Source organism: Paracoccus sp. IB05 (assembly GCF_016405985.1).
Lineage (GTDB): Bacteria > Pseudomonadota > Alphaproteobacteria > Rhodobacterales > Rhodobacteraceae > Pseudogemmobacter.
This window is the reverse complement of the sequence record NZ_JAEFCF010000014.1, coordinates 63,173-80,799: the sequence shown is the minus strand read 5'-3', so window position 1 is coordinate 80,799 and position 17,627 is coordinate 63,173. Positions and strand designations below refer to the sequence as shown.

The 17,627-nt window shown below is 64.9% G+C and carries 15 protein-coding genes; 5 read left to right on the top strand and 10 right to left on the bottom strand.

The features are described from left to right. Window positions 1-399: 399 nt before the first annotated feature. Window positions 400-1,839, bottom strand: a complete 1,440-nt coding sequence (locus JC607_RS11290) for a 2-isopropylmalate synthase (protein ID WP_198837026.1) — start codon at window positions 1,837-1,839, stop codon at window positions 400-402. Window positions 1,840-1,990: 151 nt separating this feature from the next. On the opposite strand from JC607_RS11290, the gene JC607_RS11285 reads away from it, so the two are divergent. Then, complete coding sequence (locus tag JC607_RS11285; protein ID WP_198837025.1) at window positions 1,991-3,655, top strand: NAD+ synthase; 1,665 nt, start codon at window positions 1,991-1,993, stop codon at window positions 3,653-3,655. Continuing rightward, window positions 3,652-3,975: a YnfA family protein gene (locus JC607_RS11280; protein ID WP_198837024.1), complete on the top strand. Its 324-nt coding sequence runs from the start codon at window positions 3,652-3,654 to the stop codon at window positions 3,973-3,975. The genes JC607_RS11285 and JC607_RS11280 overlap by 4 nt, the downstream gene beginning before the upstream one ends. A 174-nt stretch (window positions 3,976-4,149) precedes the next feature. Here the strand turns inward: JC607_RS11280 and JC607_RS11275 are convergent, their stop codons facing one another. The 7 genes from JC607_RS11275 to ade all read right to left on the bottom strand — a co-directional run bounded on the left by JC607_RS11275 (window position 4,150) and on the right by ade (window position 11,746). Beyond that, window positions 4,150-5,538: a glutamine synthetase family protein gene (locus JC607_RS11275; protein WP_198837023.1), complete on the bottom strand. Its 1,389-nt coding sequence runs from the start codon at window positions 5,536-5,538 to the stop codon at window positions 4,150-4,152. Window position 5,539: 1 nt separating this feature from the next. Next, on the bottom strand, window positions 5,540-6,952 hold the full coding sequence (locus JC607_RS11270; RefSeq protein WP_198837022.1) for an aspartate aminotransferase family protein: 1,413 nt from the start codon (window positions 6,950-6,952) through the stop codon (window positions 5,540-5,542). 70 nt (window positions 6,953-7,022) lie between these two features. Continuing rightward, a complete protein-coding gene (locus JC607_RS11265) occupies window positions 7,023-8,186 on the bottom strand; it encodes an alpha-hydroxy acid oxidase (protein WP_198837021.1) in 1,164 nt (387 codons plus the stop codon). 31 nt (window positions 8,187-8,217) lie between these two features. After that, the gene (locus tag JC607_RS11260; protein ID WP_198837020.1) at window positions 8,218-8,883 is read right to left on the bottom strand and encodes a CbiX/SirB N-terminal domain-containing protein; all 666 of its coding nucleotides are present in this window, start codon (window positions 8,881-8,883) and stop codon (window positions 8,218-8,220) included. Window positions 8,884-8,955: 72 nt separating this feature from the next. Then, window positions 8,956-9,594 (bottom strand): GDSL-type esterase/lipase family protein, encoded by a 639-nt coding sequence (locus JC607_RS11255; protein ID WP_198837019.1) that lies wholly within the window; start codon window positions 9,592-9,594, stop codon window positions 8,956-8,958. Next, on the bottom strand, window positions 9,591-10,025 hold the full coding sequence (gene arsC, locus JC607_RS11250; protein WP_198837018.1) for an arsenate reductase (glutaredoxin): 435 nt from the start codon (window positions 10,023-10,025) through the stop codon (window positions 9,591-9,593). The genes JC607_RS11255 and arsC overlap by 4 nt, the downstream gene beginning before the upstream one ends. Continuing rightward, window positions 10,022-11,746 (bottom strand): adenine deaminase, encoded by a 1,725-nt coding sequence (gene ade, locus JC607_RS11245; protein ID WP_198837017.1) that lies wholly within the window; start codon window positions 11,744-11,746, stop codon window positions 10,022-10,024. The genes arsC and ade overlap by 4 nt, the downstream gene beginning before the upstream one ends. Window positions 11,747-11,889: 143 nt before the next feature. On the opposite strand from ade, the gene JC607_RS11240 reads away from it, so the two are divergent. Continuing rightward, window positions 11,890-12,822 carry a DMT family transporter gene (locus tag JC607_RS11240; RefSeq protein ID WP_198837016.1) on the top strand — a complete coding sequence of 311 codons (933 nt, stop codon included), beginning with the start codon at window positions 11,890-11,892 and terminating at the stop codon, window positions 12,820-12,822. 81 nt (window positions 12,823-12,903) lie between these two features. Then, window positions 12,904-14,592, top strand: coding sequence for a proton-conducting transporter membrane subunit (locus tag JC607_RS11235; RefSeq protein ID WP_198837015.1), 1,689 nt, complete (start codon window positions 12,904-12,906; stop codon window positions 14,590-14,592). A 14-nt stretch (window positions 14,593-14,606) separates the two neighbouring features. Here the strand turns inward: JC607_RS11235 and trpA are convergent, their stop codons facing one another. Continuing rightward, window positions 14,607-15,398: a tryptophan synthase subunit alpha gene (gene trpA, locus JC607_RS11230; protein WP_198837014.1), complete on the bottom strand. Its 792-nt coding sequence runs from the start codon at window positions 15,396-15,398 to the stop codon at window positions 14,607-14,609. 213 nt (window positions 15,399-15,611) lie between these two features. Between trpA and ychF the strand changes: the two genes are divergently transcribed. Further along, window positions 15,612-16,709, top strand: a complete 1,098-nt coding sequence (gene ychF / locus JC607_RS11225) for a redox-regulated ATPase YchF (RefSeq protein WP_198837013.1) — start codon at window positions 15,612-15,614, stop codon at window positions 16,707-16,709. Window positions 16,710-16,727: 18 nt separating this feature from the next. Here ychF and JC607_RS11220 read toward each other — a convergent pair whose 3' ends face one another. Then, window positions 16,728-17,597 carry an oxygenase MpaB family protein gene (locus JC607_RS11220; protein WP_198837012.1) on the bottom strand — a complete coding sequence of 290 codons (870 nt, stop codon included), beginning with the start codon at window positions 17,595-17,597 and terminating at the stop codon, window positions 16,728-16,730. Between the last annotated feature and the right edge of the window lie 30 nt (window positions 17,598-17,627).

The following is a 17,627-nucleotide window of genomic DNA, read 5'->3' as shown; positions in this document are numbered from 1 at the left end:
AGGATCGGGCCGGTTCTCAGGCCGGGCGCTTGGTCACATCCGAGCGGTCGCGCCCGAAGGCCCGCTCAGACGAGACTGAGAAGAAGGAGACCGGGGGCTGTTCCATGCGGCAGAAGCGGGCAGGAGCCCGGCTGCGGCAGGATAATCTGATGCGATCCCGTGTTCATGATGCCGGACTATACGCAAGATGCGCGTCCTGAAAAGGGCCAGGCCGCATTTTTCTGCTTTGTGTGCCAGTTTTTTGCCCTGGGCCCCCCGGCTGGCTGCGGAAGCCTCCGGCGGGGATATTTCAGGGACAGAAAATGATATCTCCGCTTCAGCTTCATTTTCTGTCTCTAAATATCCCGGGGGTGAGCCGCAAAGCGGCGAGGGGGCAGAGCCCCCTCTGCCCGGCAGGGTTCAGGGTGCAGCGGCAGGTGCAGCCTCGGTCAGGATGCCATCCTGCCAGATACCTTCTGCGATCTGGCCGGTCTTGTAGGTCATCTTGCCCTGGCCATGGCGCTTATCGGCTTTGAAATCGCCGTCATAGACATCGCCGGTGGCATAGGTGGCGATCCCCTGGCCTTCGCTCTGATTGTTCACCCAGTCGCCGCTGTAGCGGTAGCCCTCGGTTGTAGTGAGCTCGCCCTTGCCATCGCGCTTATCGGCTTTGAAGTCACCCTTGTAGACAGTGCCATTGGCGAAGGTCGCGGTGCCGCTGCCGTCGCGCAGGCCCGCTTTCCACGATCCTTCATAACGGTAGCCATCGGGGCGGGTCATCACGCCCTGGCCTTCGGGGCGGGCTTTGACGAAATCGCCTTCATAGACCTGGCCATTGGCGTAAGCCGCGCGGCCTTTGCCCTCGATCACCCCATTCACCCAGGCGCCCTGATAGGTGGATTTGTCGGGATAGGTGATCGCACCCTCGCCATGTGACTGATCCGCTTTCATGGCGCCGACATAGACCGAGCCATCGGGATAGGTCACCGAACCGGTCCCCTCCATCTTGCCGGCCACCCAGGATCCCTCATAACGGAAGCCATCCGGCGTCGAGAATTTGCCCTGGCCGTCGCGTTTATCGGCTTTGAAATCGCCCTCATAGACATCGCCCGCCTTATGGGTGGCGATGCCTTTCCCTTCGCGTTTGCCGTTAACAAAGGCGCCCTCATAGACATCGCCATTGGGCTGGGTCAGCTTGCCTTCGCCATTGATCTGGCCCTGCGCCCAGCCACCGGCATAGATCAGCCCGTTCGGCATGGTCAGCGTGCCCAGACCGGAACGCTCATCCGCCCGCATCGCGCCCTCATAAACGGTGCCGTCGGAATAGGTGAGCTTGCCGCTCCCTTCCTTGACGCCATTCACCCAGTCGCCCTCATAGCGGTAGCCGCCCTCATTTTGCAAAACGCCCTTGCCGTTCCGCTGCCCGTTCAGGAAGGCACCGGTATAGATCGCGTTATTGGGATAGGTCGCTACACCCTCGCCAGTCATCTTGCCTTCGATCCAGTCACCGTCATAGGTGCCGCCATCGGCAAAGGTGATCTTGCCACGGCCCTGAGGCTGGCCTTTCTCGAAAGCGCCCTCATAGACTGATCCATTCGGATAGCGCGCCCGGCCCTGGCCCCTGATCTCACCATCGACCCAGTCTCCGGAATATTCATATCCGTTCGGGAGGCGGTAGGTTCCCTTGCCATGCTGACGGCCGTTTCTGAAGCTGCCTTCATAAACCGATCCGTTGTCATATTGCTTGGTAATGACCTCGCCGTCAGACTGGGCGAGGGCAGGGCCGGAGGACAGGGCCAGACAGGTGGCCAGCGGCGCGGCAAGTGTGGCGGCGTAAAGGGATGCCGTGAATTTGCGCATTGCAGGATGTCTCCGGTGTCGTTTGCGCCCGCAGCCTAAGCAGGGGAAGCCGCCCATGTCCAGACATCAGGCCGCGCATCTGCGTGAGGCTTTCCAGCCCGCCCCGATCTGCTAGAAGCGGTGGGGCGAGAGGCGCGATAAGGACATGACGATGACCGATACATTCCGGTTCCTCCTGGTGCAGGCCAATCCGGTCTTAGGCGATATCGCCGGCAATGCTGCAAAGGCCCGCGCTTTCTGGGAGGAGGGCAAGGCTGCCGGGGCCGATCTGGTCGCGCTGACCGAGATGTTCATCACCGGCTATCAGACCCAGGACCTGATCCTGAAACCCGCCTTTCACCAGGACGCGATCCGCGCGATCGAGGCGCTTGCGGCTGAGTGTGCCGACGGCCCGGCGCTTGGGATCGGCGGGCCGGTTCTGGCGAATGGTCAGCTGTTCAACGGCTATTACATCCTTGAAGGCGGTAAAGTTTCTGCCCGGGTGCTGAAGCATCATCTGCCGAATGACGCGGTTTTCGATGAAAAGCGGCTGTTCTCTTCCGCAGATGTGACCGGGCCTTATGTGGTCCGCGGCCTCCGCATCGGCACGCCGATCTGCGAGGATGCCTGGCACGCGGATGTCGCTGAGACCCTGGCCGAGACCGGGGCCGAGATCCTTCTGGTCCCGAATGGCTCGCCCTATCATCGCGGCAAGCCCAATCTGCGGCTCAATCTGATGGTCGAGCGCGTGGTCGAGACCGGGCTGCCGCTGATCTATCTGAATATGGTTGGCGGCCAGGATGATCAGGTGTTTGACGGCTCGTCCATGGTGCTGAACCGGGGCGGGCGGCTCGCGGTGCAGATGCCGCAATTCGACGAGGTCAGCACGCTGGTCACCTTCCGCCGTGGTGCAGAAGGCTGGGAGGCCGACTCGGGCGAGATCGCGGCCATTCCCCCGATCGGCGAGGCCGATTACCGCGCCTGCGTGATGGGCCTTGGCGATTACATGCGAAAGTCGGGATTCTCCAAAGCCGTTCTGGGCCTGTCGGGCGGCATTGATTCCGCAATTGTCGCGGCGATTGCCGCCGATGCGCTTGGGCCGGAAAATGTGCATTGCGTGATGCTGCCTTCGGAATATACCAGCGCACATTCGCTGGAGGACGCGGCCGAGGTCGCGCGGCTTTTGGGGGCGCGGCTCGATACCGTGTCCATCGTAGGCGCGCGCGGCGCGGTGGGCGAGGCGCTGGCGCATGTCTTTGCAGGCACCGGGCCGGACGTGACCGAGGAAAACATCCAGTCCCGCCTGCGCGGGCTGATGCTTATGGGAATATCCAACAAATTCGGGGCGATGCTGCTGACCACGGGCAATAAATCCGAAGTCGCGGTCGGCTATTGTACCATCTATGGCGATATGAATGGCGGCTATAATCCGATCAAGGACATGTATAAGACGCGGGTCTTCCTGACCGCGCGCTGGCGGAATGAAAATCATCGCCCCTGGATGAAAGGCCCTGCCGGCCCGGTGATGCCCGGGCGCGTCATCACTAAGCCCCCGTCAGCCGAACTGCGCCCGGACCAGAAAGACGAAGACAGCCTGCCGCCTTATGAGATGCTCGACGCGATCCTTGAAGGGTTGATCGAGAATGACCTCTCGGTTGCGGATCTGGTCGCAAAAGGCTTCGCGCGCGAGACGGTGAAGCGGGTGGAACATCTCGTCTGTATCTCTGAGTGGAAGCGGTTCCAGGCGGCGCCAGGCGTGCGGCTGACCCAGAAAGCCTTCTGGCTCGATCGCCGCTACCCGATGGTGAACCGCTGGCGCGACAGCTCCGGCGCATGACGGGCGCGCTTTATATCGGAGCCGCACTGGCCGAAATCGCCGGCTGCTTTGCCTTCTGGGCCTGGTGGAAACAGGGCGCTCTGGCGCTCTGGCTGATACCCGGTACCCTTGCCCTGGTGGCATTCGCCTGGGTGCTGGCCCTGACGCCACCGGAACATGCGGGCCGCTCTTACGCGGCCTATGGCGGCATCTATATCTGTGCCTCGCTTGTCTGGCTCTGGCTTGCCGAAGGCGAGGCCCCGCGCACGACCGATCTGGTCGGGGCAGCACTCGCTTTGACCGGGGCCGCCGTAATTCTCTGGGGCGCGTGGCCTGCCTGATGGCGGCCCCATCTGTAAGGCAAGCCGCTTCTGGCCGACTGCGGAAGCCTCCGGCGGGGATATTTAAGAGACAGAAAATGACAGCTGCACCCGAGCCTCATTTTCTGTCTCAAAATATCCCGGGGGAGTCCCGGAACGGGACGGGGGCAGCGCCCCCTTGCGCGGATGCGGCGGTCACACCGTATGCAGATAGAGGTCGAAATCGACTTCGGAAACCGTCCGCATCACCCGGCCATATTCCGCCGCCTTGATCGCGGTAAAGGTGCGGTGCATGTCTTCCCCGAGCGCCTCTTTCAGGAACTCCGAATCCTTCGCCGCATCAATGGCCGATTTCCAGTCAGAGGGGATCGCGCTGGCGCCTGCCTCCTCATAGCCATTTCCGGTGGTTTCCGGGCCGGGGTCGATCTGGTTTTTCATCCCGTGCCGGATCCCCGCCAGCACGGTGGCACCGACCAGATAGGGGCTAGCGTCAACGCCCGAGGGGCGATGCTCGATCCGGCGCGCACGGATGTCGCCTGCCGGGATCCGGAGCGCGACCGAGCGATTGTTCACACCCCAGGTCGGCGAGACCGGCGCGTAAGATTGCGAGGCAAAGCGGCGCCAGGAATTGGCATGCGGCGCGAAGACCAGCATCGATTCCGCCATCGTCGCTTTCAGACCGCCAAGCGCGTGGCGGATCGCCGCATTCCACTGTCCCTCGATCTCTTCGCGGAAGATGTTCTTCCCCGAGCGGTCCTGCATCGAGACATGGAAATGCATCCCCGACCCGGCGTAATTCTCATTCGGTTTGGCCATGAAACAGGCCGTCACGCCATGGGCGCGGGCCTGTGCGCGCACGATCCGTTTCAGCCGCACCACGTCATCGGCGGCCTGCATGACATTCTCGCGGTAATGCAGCGTCAGCTCATATTGCCCTGGCGCATACTCCGAGATCATGGTCTCGGCATTGATCCCCGCCGCCTTCGCGCCTGCGTAAATATCGGAAAACAACGGCAGCATGCCGTGGAGATGGTCGACCGAATAGACTTCGGTCTTACGCGACGCGCGGCCGTCCAGCACATCGCGGGCGGGCTGCATCTTGCCATATTGGTCGCGCGTGTTCTCCAGCAGGAAAAACTCCAGCTCGAACGCGCCCGCCGGGTAAAGGCCCTCGGCGGCCAGCGCCTCGACCTGGGCCGCCAGCGCATGGCGCGGGTCCGAGGTCATGGGCGCGCCGTCCAGCGTATACATCGACATGAAGACCTCGCCGCGCGGCGGGGTGGTCCCGTGCAGGGCCACCAGCGTGCCGGGGATCGGCCAGGCGCGCAGGTCGCCATCGCCCTGATCCCAGATCAGCCCGGTCTCATGCACATCCTCGCCGCAGATATCGAGGCCGAGGATCGAGATCGGCAGATGGCGGCCGGATTTATACAGCCCCTCCAATTCATGCCGACGGATGATCTTGCCGCGCCCGATGCCATTGGCATCATGCAGGATGATGTCAAAGGCCTCGATTTCGGGATGGGCGGCGAGGAAGGTTTCGGCCTCGGCCAGGGTGGAGCCGGAAGGGCTGGTCTCGGTCATCTCAATGGTCTTTCGCGGCGGTTTTTTGCGGGGCAGGGAAAAGCTCGGCCAGGACGGCGGCGAAATGGGCGATCAGGCGGTCGATCTGGCCTTTCGTCGTCACCGGGCTCACGAGCATCATATTGTGGAAGGGGGCGATCAGACTGCCCCGGTTCAGAAGGCCCAGATGCACCGCCGCCTCGACGGCGTGGTGATGCGCCATGCCGGCTTCGGTGCCGTTTTTCAGAGGCTCGGGCGCGCAGATGAATTCGACCCGGGCGCCGACACGCGCGACATGCCAGGGGGCCTGCGCTTTGCGGATCGCCTTGGTCAGCCCCTTCGCCAGCCGCGCCGCGCCTTTTTCCATTCTGGCATAGGCTTTGGCCGTCATCACCTCCGATAGGGTCGCCACCAGACAGGCGAATTGCATCGGATTGGCCGAAAGCGTGGTGCCCATGCCGGAATGGCCGGGCGCGCGGGCGGCATTGGCGGTGGCGTAGCGCTTCGCGACCTGGTCGGTCATGCCCCAGACCGCCGTGGGCATGCCGCCTGCCACGCATTTTCCGACAATGAACATATCGGGCGAGAGCCCGTGCACGCCGGTATAGCCGCCGAGCCCCGAAGACAAAGTATGCGTCTCGTCAATCATCAGAAGCGCGTCATATTGCGTCGCCAGCCGGCGCAGCCCGTCATGAAAGCCCGGCGCGGGCAGCACCATGCAGGAATTGGTCATCACCGGCTCGGTCAGGATCGCGGCGACATCACCTTGCGCGAGGGCCGCCTCGACGGCTGCCAGGTCGTTGAATTCGACCGCTACTGCACCAGGCGTGAGATCGGCGATCTGGCCCAGAAGCCCCTGGCGGTTTTGCGTGACCCCATTGACCAGCTCGACCATGACATCATCGACGGTGCCATGGTAACAGCCGTTGAACACAAGGATTTTCGGCCGCCCGGTCACGGCGCGCGCCACTTTGATCGCGAAGCGGTTGGCATCGGTTGCCGTGGTCGCGATCTGCCATTGCATCTCGCCAAAGCGGTCCGACAGCAGCCGCCCGGCCTCGGCCACGGCATCCGAGGGCAGCATATAGGTCAGGCCGCGCGCGGCTTGGGCGCGAATTGCCCGCGCCACCGGCGCAGGGGAGTGGCCAAACATCGAGCCGGTATCGCCCAGACAGAAATCGTCGATCTGATGCCCGTCGATATCCAGGATCCTTGCCCCGCCGGCTTTCGCGATCACCGTCAGATGCGGCATCGGCCAGTCGGTCATCCAATGCATCGGCACGCCGGAAAGATAATGCTTTGCCGCAGCCGCCATCCGCGCCTTCGATTTCGGATGCGCCTTTGCGTAAACCTTCGCCTCACGGGTGGCAAAGCGATTAAGAAGCCCGGTATCGACCCCGGCTATCTGTCCCGCATCGGCTTTGGTTTTCGGCATATCGGCGCCCTCCTGATCCCGCTCCGTTATCACGCGGAATTTGATCAAAAAGCAAGAGGGCGGCGCGGGATCAGCCCCAGGCGCCTTCGAAATCCGCAGGCACCAGCAGGTTGTGGCGGCCCAGATCCGCCACATCCCGCTCGCCACAAAGCGCCATGGTGATGTCCAGCTCGTCCCGGATCACCTCGAGCGCCTTTGTCACGCCTGCTTCGCCCATCGCACCGAGGCCATAAAGCCAGGGCCGCCCGATCATGCCGCCGGTCGCCCCCAATGCCAGCGCTTTCAGCAGGTCCTGTCCCGAACGGATGCCGGAATCGAGCCAGACCTCGCAGCGATCCCCGACCGCCCGCACAATCGACGGCAGCATCCGGATCGAAGACAGCGCGCCATCCAGCTGCCGCCCGCCATGGTTCGAGACCACGATCGCATCGGCGCCCATATCCACTGCCATCTGGGCATCCTCGGCGTCGAGAATGCCCTTGAGGACGAATTTCCCCTGCCACTGGTCACGGATCCGCCGCACCATCGACCAGTCGAGACGCGGCTCGAACTGCTCCCAGGTCCAGGCGTTGAGGCTGGCGAGGTCATCGACGCCTTTCACATGGCCCATGATGTTGCGAAAGCTGCGGCGCTTTGTGCGCGCCATCGCGAGGCACCAGGCCGGGCGGGTCATCATATTGAGGATATTGGGCAAGGTCAGCCGGGGCGGGGCGGTCAGCCCGTTTTTCAGATCCTTGTGGCGCTGCCCGATGACCTGCAGATCCAGCGTGACCATCAGGGCGGGGCAGGCCGCCACCCTGGCCCGTTCGATGATGCCGTCCACGAAATCCTCATCGCGCATGACGTAAAGCTGGAACCAGAACGGCCCCACACCCGCCTCGCTGAGGTCTTCGATGGAACAGATCGACATAGTCGACAGCGTGAACGGCACCCCAAAGCGCTGCGCCGCGCGCGCGCCCAGAATCTCACCATCCGCCCATTGCATCCCCGCCGACCCGGTGGGCGAGATCGCCAGAGGCATCGCCACCTGCTGCCCGATCATCTCAGCGCCCAGCCGACGGTCGGACAGATCGCGCGCCACCCGTTGTCTGAGCCGGATCTGCGCGAAATCGGCAGAATTGTCGCGGAAGGTCTGCTCTGTATAGCTGCCGCTCTCGCAGTAATCCCAGAACATGCGCGGCACGCGGGCCTGATGCAGGCGCCTGAGATCCTCGATACAGGTGATGACCGGCATGGCGGGTTCCTTCATCGCAATATGGTCTGGCTTAATGTTGCAGATCCGCCGCCTCAAGCGCGGCGCGGGCGATCAGGGACGGGATTTCCGCATGCAGGCCGAGCGCCGGCAGAATCTGCCCAGGAAAGCCCGCCTGTGCCAGCGCCTCGGGCAGATCATGCAGAACATGGCCGCCCGCCATGGCGAAAAACGGCAGGCAGATGGCGCCCGCGCTCCAGCCCGTGACATCGCGCAGAAAGGGCACCTCTTCGATAAAGCCGCATTCCACCCGCCGCGCACCACTTATCTCCGCGACCCGCGCTGCCACCTGGCGTGCCACCTCCGCCGGTGCGGGGGAACGCCCCGAGCCATGCGCGGCCACCAGCACCTCCGCCGCGCCGCTTTCTGTCGCGATGCGGGCCGCGAGATCCTGCACTTCCGGCATCATCCCCATCGGCGCCATCTGCTGCCAGCCGGTCACGCCGGCCGCGTCCAGGCGCGCGGGCACCGCGACTTTCGTGAACCAGCCCGCCGCCATGAAAAGCGGAAAGACCAGCCCCGGAACCTCGCCCGCCAGCCGCTCCAGCGCGCCGGGCTCGGCCAAAGTCGCCGCCGAAACCCGCCAGCCCGGCAGATGCGCCGCGACACGCGCCGCCAGCGCCCCGACCTCCTCCGCCGCCGGCAAAGGATCAGAGGGCTGGCCATGCGCAAGGATCATCAAAGAGCGGGCGCCGCCCCTTTCCCCTTGATCCAAATACTCAAATTCGGCGTCAGCCACAGGCAGGCCCTCTCAGAAATGCGCCCGGATCACATCCGCGAACAGCCGTGCAATCACAGGCGCCGCCTCGGCCTCGTAATGGATCCCATCCACCGCAGAGACCCCGATCTTGCCCGCCAGATCTACGAAAGGCAGGCCGTTTCGCGCCGCAACTGCCCCGATTTCACGGCCCAGATGCTGCGATTTGGCCTCGCCCCCGGCAAAGATCTGCGCCAGCGCGCCGGTCTCGCGGATGGGCGGCGGCGCGACCAGCACCACGCCCGGAGCGCCGCCCACCGGCCCGGCGCCGCTCGCGCGGATCACCCGCACCAGCCGCTCCAGCGACAGCGCGATATCGCCGGCATTGACCGAAAACCGCTGTTTCAGATCATTGGTCCCGAGCATCAGCAGCACGACATCAATCGGCCGGTGGCTTTCGAGGATCGAAGGCAGCACCGTCAGCCCGTTCCTGTGCGCGCCTTCAATCGGGTCGTCATGCAAAGTGGTGCGCCCCGGATGGCCCTCGGCGATCACCTCCCAGCCGTCCAGATCGGCGGCGAGCAGGCTCGTCCAGCGGTGGCGATGCGCGAAACGCCCCATCGCGCCCGGCTCCGCCATCGGCATGGTGCCATGGGTGTTCGAATCGCCGTAAAGCAGCAGGGTCTTTGTCATCCGCTCACCTCTGTATTTGCAGGATCGAATATCACCTTGCCATCCACTGCGACCACCGGCGCCGCAGGCAGGCGCGGCAGGATCGCGGCCACCGCGACCGAAGGGCGGCAAAGCTTTGTGCCCTTTGAGGTGACCACGAAGGGGCGGTTCACAAGGATCGGATGTTCGGTCATCGCGGCGATGATCGCATCTTCGCCGACACCCGGCGCGGTCAGGCCCAGCTCCGCAGCCTGCGTCCCGTTGTCGCGCAGGGCGTCCCGCGCGGTAATGCCGGCGGTCGTGAAAAGCCCGCGCAGCTGTGCCTCGGTCCAGCCGGTTTTCAGGTATTCCACCACCAGGGGTTCTTCCCCGGCGGCGCGCAGGATCGACAGCACATTGCGCGAGGTGCCGCAGGCCGGGTTGTGGTAAATCGTGCTGACGGCGCTGGTCACGGGATCACCTCGAAGCGGTCGACATCGATCATGCCGTGATCGGTGATCTTCAGATGCGGGATCACCGGCAGCGCGAGGAATGCGAGCTGCAAAAACGGCTCTTCCAGCACGACACCGAGGCTTTGCGCCGCCGCGCGCAGCCGCACCAGCGCGTCGCGCACGGCTTCAAAAGGCTCAAGGCTCATCAGACCCGCGACCGGCAGCGCCAGTTCGGCCAGAACGCGGCCGCCCTCGACCACCACGAACCCGCCCTCGATCTCAGAGAGCCGGTTCGCCGCCAGGGCCATATCGGCGTAATCGGCGCCGACCACCGCGATATTGTGATGGTCATGGCAGACGGTCGAGGCAATCGCGCCGCGCTGCAACCCAAAGCCTTTGACAAAGCCGGTGGCGCGGTTGCCGTTCCTGCCATGGCGTTCGATCACCGCGATGCGGATCAGGTCGCGGGTGAGATCGGGGCGCTTGTCGCCATCTTCGGGGGCGATATCGTATTTCAGGAATTCGGTGATGATCTTGCCGGGCAGAATACCGATCACCGGCGTCTCGACACGGTTCCCCGAACAGCGGAAATCGGCGGGTGAGACGCGTGGCGCTTTGACCGAATGGCGTGCGACCGGGGCCGTGGTTCCGCGCGCGGCAAAGGCCGCCTCAGACAGTTCCACCCCGCCGGCAAAGACCCGGGCGACACGGCAGCTCTCCAGCCCGTCGATCACGGCGATATCGGCGCGTTTGCCGGGCGCGATCAGCCCGCGATCCTTCAGCCCGAAGGCTTCAGCTGCCGAGAGGCTCGCCGCGCGGTAGACCGCAAGCGGCGGGCAGCCAAGGCGGATCGCGGTGCGGATCAGGTAATCGATATGGCCATGTTCGGCGATATCCAGCGGGTTGCGGTCATCGGTGCAAAAACACAGGTAAGGCGAATGCCGCTCGGTCAGGATCTCTGCCAGCGCGTGCAGATCTTTTGAGACCGAGCCTTCGCGGATCAGCACCCGCATCCCCTTGCGCAGCTTCTCCAGCGCCTCTTCGGCCGAGGTCGCCTCATGTTCAGTGCGGATGCCGGCGGCGATATAGCCGTTCAGATCATTGCCGCGCAAAAGCGGCGCATGGCCGTCGATATGACGCCCCTGAAATGCCGCAAGCTTCGCGATACAGCCCGCGTCTTTCATCAGAACGCCAGGGAAATTCATGAACTCCGCCAGCCCGATCACGCGCGGATGATCCATCAGCGGGATCAGGTCTTCGGCCTCAAGCTTTGCCCCCGCTGTCTCCATATGGGTCGAGGGCACGCAGGAGGAAAGCTGCACGCGGATATCCATCAGCGTCTGCGCTGACGCATCAAGGAAATAGCGGATGCCTTCAATGCCGCAGACATTGGCGATCTCATGCGGGTCACAGATTGCGGTCGTCACCCCATGTGGGCCGACACAGCGGTCAAATTCAAAGGGCGTGACCAGCGAGCTTTCGATATGGAGATGGGTGTCGATAAACCCCGGCACCAGGATCTGGCCGGCAAGGTCGATCTCGCGCCTGCCCTGCCAGGTGCCGAATGTGCCGACGATCGTATCCCCGCAGATCGCCACATCGCTTTCCACCAGATCGCCGGTGATCAGGTCAAAGAACCGCGCGCCCTTCAGCACCAGATCGGCCGGCACAAGCCCGCGCCCCTGGTCGATCCTGTCTGCAATCTGATGGCCCGACTTAGCCCTGGTCTCAGCGTCTGACATAGCGGCACCTCCTGCGCGCAGGAAAGCCGATCCATAGCCCAAGGTCCAGAGCGCCCGACCCGTAAGCTGTTGCCGGGGGGCGCTTCGGGCTTGCCTCGTCGGGCGGTCCATGGTCAGAACAGGGGGCAGAGAGAGGAAAGCCCATGCGCCCCTTGCGCGGTATTGCCCTTAAACTGGGATCGGTTCTGATCTTCATCCTGATGTCGGCGCTGGTGAAAACCACCTCCGACAGGGTGCCGGGCGGCGAGGCGGTGTTCTTCCGGTCCTTCTTTGCGATCCCGGTGATCGTGGCCTGGCTGGCGCTGCGGGGCGAATTGCGGACCGGGTTCTACACTGCCAATCCGATGGGCCATGTCTGGCGCGGCTTTGCCGGCACGATGGCGATGGGGCTCGGCTTTGCCGGTCTCGCCTATCTGCCATTTCCCGAAGTGACTGCCATCGGCTATGCGGCGCCCCTGCTGACCGTGGTCTTTGCCGCGATGTTTCTGGGCGAGAATGTGCGGCTGTTCCGGATCTCGATGGTGCTGATGGGGCTTGTGGGCGTCCTGATCGTGATCTGGCCGCGCCTGACCATCCTGCAAGGCGGTGTGCCCGGCGAGGGCAGCCATGCCGAGGCCTTCGGTGCGGTCATCGTGCTGACCGGCGCGGTCTTTGCCGCCCTGGCCCAGGTGTTCATCCGCAAGCTGGTGGCGACCGAGAAAACCGCCACAATCGTCTTCTGGTTCTCGGTCACCGCAACCTGTCTGTCGCTGTTCACCATCCCCTTCGGCTGGGTCTGGCCGACCCCGCGCGAGGCCGTCACCCTGATTGCCGCAGGCCTGATGGGCGGGGTGGGGCAGATCCTTCTGACCTCGGCCTATCGCGAGGCCGATGCCTCGCTGGTGGCGCCCTTTGACTATGCCTCGATGATCTTCGCGCTGGCGATCGGCTGGTTCGTATTCCAGGAAATGCCGACCTCGACCATGCTGACCGGGGCGGTGCTGATCATCGTGGCCGGGATCATGATCATCTGGCGCGAGCGTCGCCTCGGCCTGGAGCGCGCCCGCCAGCGCAAGGCGATGACGCCACAGGGCTGAGCTGGGGCGCCGGGGGAGAAGGGCCTTCATGCGAGACGCCAGGACAGACGCGACCCGACTGCACAAATTACACGAGGTTCAATGTCGCCGGCCCTGATCCCATTCTTTTCCGCCCTCGCCGCGATCCTTGCCACCCTGTTGGCGCTGTGGTCATCGGGGGTCGCGCGCCGGGGCAGCACCGCACTGGCCGCGTTCGCGCTGGGGCTGGCGCTGATTGTGGCGCTTTCTGCGCTGCCGGTCGCGCTGACCGGCGAAGCCATCCGCGCGCGGGCGATCCTGCCGGGCGGGGTGGAATTCGGGCTGCGGCTGGACACTCTGGCGCTGGTGTTTCTGGTGCCGATGCTGATCGCGGCGCTGGCCTCGGTGCTGGTGGCGGGCGGCTTTTTCGAGCGTGAGTCGTCTGTCGCACAGGTTCAGCCGCTTTTGCTGGCGGCAGTGGCGGCGCTGGCGCTGGTGATCCTTGCGGATCGCATCTGGCTGGCGGCTGCCGGCTGGTTCCTGGCGACGCTGTTCACCTTTGTGCTGATCTGGCGCAGTGGTGACCATCCCGGCGGCATGGCTGCCGCCGCGCCGGGGTTATTGTACGGGCTGCTCGCGGGCGGGTTTCTCTTTACCGGCCTGTCGCATCTGGCCACCCTGGCGGGCGATGCCGGCATCACGGTGATCAGCCATCGCGGCGCCGAGATCCGGGCCAGCGGCCAGCATCTGGTGCCGGCCTTCCTGATCCTGACCGGAGCGCTTGCCGGATCAGGCCTCGTCCCGTTTCGCAAAAGCCGCAGCTGCGCGATCTATGCGCCGGGGCCGGTCCTGGCGTTTCTGTTGCCGGCGGGACCCGGTCTTGCGGCGCTTTATCTGCTGGCGCGGCTGGCGCCGGCTGCAAGCGGCGCGGGTGGGGGCGGCGCGGGAAGCGGTGCAGCGGTCTGGGGCGGCATGTTGACGGCGCTGGTGGGGCTGTCGGTGCTGGTGGCGGGGATGTCAGCGCTCAGCCGGCGCGGGCTTGCCGGCATCGCCGAGGCGGTGCTGACGGTGTTGCTGGCGCTGGCCTTCTGGCTGGCGGGGCAGGGCGCAACCGGGGCGATGGCGCTTCTGGTCATGGCGATGGTGCCGGCGGGGTCGGCGCTTTTGATCTGCGCCGGGCTGATCCGGCTCGAGACGGGCAGCCTGCGTCTCGCGGTGCCGGGCGGGCTGATCAACCGGATGCCACTGACCGCACTGATTGCGGGCCTGTCGCTGATCGCCCTCTGCGGCATGGCGCCTTTCGCGGGCTGGCACGCGCTGACCGCGCTGCTGGAGACCTCCGGCGCGGCGCTGCTGCCCGCAGGTGCGGGATATGGCGCCTGGATCGCGGTCGCGCTGGTGGTTGCGGCTTATGCACTGATCTTCGCGGCGCTGCTGCACAGTGCTCGGCTGGCAAAGCTGGACGCGGCTGTGTCTGATGCAAGCGGTCATGTCTCGCTGCGCGATGCGCGCCCGGCGCTTTTGCTGATGCCTGCTCTGCTGGTGGGGCTGACGGCGCTGGCGGGGCTATTCCCAGGGGTTCTGTCGCGACTCGCAGCCCATACCGCCCTTCCGGCTATGCAGGAAGGCGCGGGGGCGGCGGTCCTGACGCTCTGGCCCGGATCAGGGGATATCTTCCCCTGGCTCTGGTTCGGATCGGTGGGCCTGGGCTTTCTGATCGACGGTCTGCGCCCGCGCGTGCGCCAGCCCCGGCTCCGGCCCGACGGGGCCGGGAACGAGGACGAGGACGGGGCCGGGGATGCGATTGGCTGAACCTCTGACCGCCGTCAGGCGGAATGAGCGCCTGCGGCCAGCGCCGCGACCTGGGCCAGGATCTCGGCCACCGGGCGTTTCTCGCCCACGCTTTTCACAATCGCCGAGCCGACAACGCTGCCATCGGCAATCGCCGCCATGGATTTCGCCATTTCCGGCGTGTTGATGCCAAAGCCCACCACCACCGGCAGATCGGTCGATGCCTTGATCCGCGCGATATCGGGCGCGATATCGCTGGCCTGTGGCACGGCGGCGCCGGTGATCCCGGTGATCGACACATAATAGACAAAGCCCGAGGTGTTTTGCAGCACCTTCGGCAGCCGTTTCGCATCGGTGGTCGGCGTGGCGAGGCGGATGAAATTGATCCCCGCCGCCTGGGCGGGCAGGCAAAGCTCCTCATCCTCTTCTGGCGGCAGATCGACCACGATCAGCCCGTCGATTCCTGCCGCTTTCGCCTCTGCGACAAAACGGTCGACGCCATGCGAATAGATCGGGTTGTAATAGCCCATCATCACGATGGGCGTGACCTTGTCGCCCTCGCGGAAGGCGCGCACCATATCCAGCACCTTCGCCAGGGTCATCCCCGCCGAGAGCGCGCGCTGGCCGGCGGCCTGGATGGTCGGCCCGTCGGCCATCGGGTCGGTAAAGGGCATGCCAAGTTCGATAATATCGACCCCGGCGCCCGGCAGGCCGCGCAGAAGCGCGAGCGAGGTCGCCGTATCGGGATCGCCTGCCATGATATAGGAGACGAAGGCCTTTTTGCCCTCAGCGCGCAGCCTGGCGAATGTGTCGTCGATCCTGGTCATCTGCAGCTCTCCCGAAACCGGGCCCGAAGCCCGGGCTTTTGGTCATGATTTGCCGAAAGCCCGGCGGAAAGGCAATGCTTCACCGCAGGTTTTCAGGCATCCTGCGCGCGCAGATGCCCGGGCGAGCGGCTCTCGCGGCGATTTCACCCGCATCTTCCTTGATCCCGCGCCCGCTCTCGTCTAACTGGCCCCATCAGCTATGGAGGGCCGGAAATGGGCTTTAAGATGGGTATTGTCGGCCTGCCGAATGTGGGGAAGTCGACCCTCTTCAACGCGCTGACCAGAACCGCCGCGGCCCAGGCCGCCAATTTTCCCTTCTGCACCATCGAGCCGAATGTCGGCGAGGTCGCGGTGCCGGATGCGCGGATCGACAGGCTGGCGGCGATTGCCGGGTCGAAACAGATCATCCCGGCGCGGATGACCTTTGTCGATATCGCGGGCCTCGTGCGCGGTGCGTCGAAAGGCGAAGGGCTCGGGAACCAGTTCCTCGCGAATATCCGCGAATGCGATGCCATTGCCCATGTGCTGCGCTGCTTTGAAGATGGCGATATCACCCATGTCGAGGGCCGCATTGACCCGGTCGCCGATGCCGAGACCATCGAGACCGAGCTGATGCTCGCCGATCTTGAAAGCCTGGAACGCCGCCGCGCCAATCTCGCGCGCAAGATCAAATCGGGCGACAAGGATGCGGCGGACCAGGACCGGCTGCTGGCGCAGGCTCAGACCGCGCTGGAGGCGGGGCAGCCCGCGCGCACGGTCAAAGTGCATGAGGATGACCAGAAACAATGGAAGCTCCTGCAGCTTCTGACCGCGAAGCCCGTGCTTTACGTCTGCAATGTCGAAGAGGCCTCGGCAGGCGCCGGCAACAGCCAGTCGGCCCGTGTGGCAGAGATGGCGAAGGCTCAGGGCGCCGGTACGGTGGTGATCTCGGCCCGGATCGAAGAGGAGCTGGCGCAGCTTCCCGAAGAGGATGCGCAGGTCTTCCTTGAGGAAATGGGACTGGAAGAGGCGGGCCTCGACCGGCTGATCCGCGCGGGCTACGGCCTGCTCGGCCTGCAGACCTATTTCACCGTTGGCCCGAAAGAGGCCCGTGCCTGGACGATCACCAAAGGCATGCTGGCGCCGCAGGCGGCGGGCGTGATCCATGGCGATTTCGAGAAGGGCTTCATCCGCGCCGAAACCGTGGGTTATGACGATTACATCGCCGGCAAGGGCGAGGCGGGCGCGAAAGAGGCGGGCAAGTTCCGCGTCGAAGGCAAGACCTATGAGGTGAAGGACGGCGACGTGCTCCACTTCCTGTTCAACGCCTGATGGATCATGGCGGCGGGCTCAGCCCGCTGCCGACACCCTGATGCGCGAGCGGCGCGCGACGCCGCCCTGCATCGCCCAGCGGCCCACCGGGGCCGCCATGCCAATGAGCTGCGGCGCCGCCGGAAAGCGGGGCCGCGCGCCCTCCGGGTAAAGCGCCTGAATGGAAGCGGGCAGGATTTCGAATCCCGACCGCGTCACCATTTTGCGAAACAGCCCCAGCACGGCAGGTCTGACCGGCGCGGTCGAGATCACCCGCAAAACCTCGGCCACGCGGTCGTCGAAGCGCAGCTGAGGCACCATTCCGGTCAGATAATCCTGCACCGAGGCCGCCGTCACCGGCACATCGCGCGCGCCCAGCATCCGCGCCACCAGCGCCATTTCCGCGAAATAGCGGTCCTGGTCGGCCACCGGCATATCCGGCTCGGTAAAGCGCAGATGTGCGGCGAGAAAGCCTGACACTTCCGCCACATGCACCCAGGTCAGCAGACCCGGATCCGAGGCGCGATAGGGGCGTCCCGAGGCATCCTGGCCCGCGACCCGGTCATGGATGCGGCGGACGCGCGCGATCAGCGCCTCGGCCTCGGCGCGCGCGGCATAGGTGGTGCCGGCGATAAACTGGGAGGTGCGCGCCAGCCGCCCCAGAACGTCAGCGCGGAAATTCGAATGGTCCCAGACCCCGGCAATCGCCAGCGGGTGCAACATCTGCAGCATCAGCGCCGAGACGCCGCCCACCACCATCGGCACGAAATCGGCATGGACCCGCCAGCAGACTGCGTCCGGTCCGAAGAGCCCGGGATCCCCCAAAGGCGCGTCAAACCGGATCTGACCGCTGCCGGTCATCTTCAGAATATTGCCGGCAATCAGTTTTCTGAGCGGTTCCAGTGCCATCATGCGTCCGGTCGGGGTGCTTTCCCCTGC

What these genes read in the sequence shown, in the direction of transcription:
- JC607_RS11290 (WP_198837026.1), bottom strand. Translation starts at nt 1,839, where the DNA reads ATGCGCAAATTCACGGCATCCCTTTACGCCGCCACACTTGCCGCGCCG.
- JC607_RS11285 (WP_198837025.1), top strand. Translation starts at nt 1,991, where the DNA reads ATGACCGATACATTCCGGTTCCTCCTGGTGCAGGCCAATCCGGTCTTA.
- JC607_RS11280 (WP_198837024.1), top strand. Translation starts at nt 3,652, where the DNA reads ATGACGGGCGCGCTTTATATCGGAGCCGCACTGGCCGAAATCGCCGGC.
- JC607_RS11275 (WP_198837023.1), bottom strand. Translation starts at nt 5,538, where the DNA reads ATGACCGAGACCAGCCCTTCCGGCTCCACCCTGGCCGAGGCCGAAACC.
- JC607_RS11270 (WP_198837022.1), bottom strand. Translation starts at nt 6,952, where the DNA reads ATGCCGAAAACCAAAGCCGATGCGGGACAGATAGCCGGGGTCGATACC.
- JC607_RS11265 (WP_198837021.1), bottom strand. Translation starts at nt 8,186, where the DNA reads ATGCCGGTCATCACCTGTATCGAGGATCTCAGGCGCCTGCATCAGGCC.
- JC607_RS11260 (WP_198837020.1), bottom strand. Translation starts at nt 8,883, where the DNA reads ATGATCCTTGCGCATGGCCAGCCCTCTGATCCTTTGCCGGCGGCGGAG.
- JC607_RS11255 (WP_198837019.1), bottom strand. Translation starts at nt 9,594, where the DNA reads ATGACAAAGACCCTGCTGCTTTACGGCGATTCGAACACCCATGGCACC.
- ade (WP_198837017.1), bottom strand. Translation starts at nt 11,746, where the DNA reads ATGTCAGACGCTGAGACCAGGGCTAAGTCGGGCCATCAGATTGCAGAC.
- JC607_RS11240 (WP_198837016.1), top strand. Translation starts at nt 11,890, where the DNA reads ATGCGCCCCTTGCGCGGTATTGCCCTTAAACTGGGATCGGTTCTGATC.
- JC607_RS11235 (WP_198837015.1), top strand. Translation starts at nt 12,904, where the DNA reads ATGTCGCCGGCCCTGATCCCATTCTTTTCCGCCCTCGCCGCGATCCTT.
- trpA (WP_198837014.1), bottom strand. Translation starts at nt 15,398, where the DNA reads ATGACCAGGATCGACGACACATTCGCCAGGCTGCGCGCTGAGGGCAAA.
- ychF (WP_198837013.1), top strand. Translation starts at nt 15,612, where the DNA reads ATGGGCTTTAAGATGGGTATTGTCGGCCTGCCGAATGTGGGGAAGTCG.
- JC607_RS11220 (WP_198837012.1), bottom strand. Translation starts at nt 17,597, where the DNA reads ATGGCACTGGAACCGCTCAGAAAACTGATTGCCGGCAATATTCTGAAG.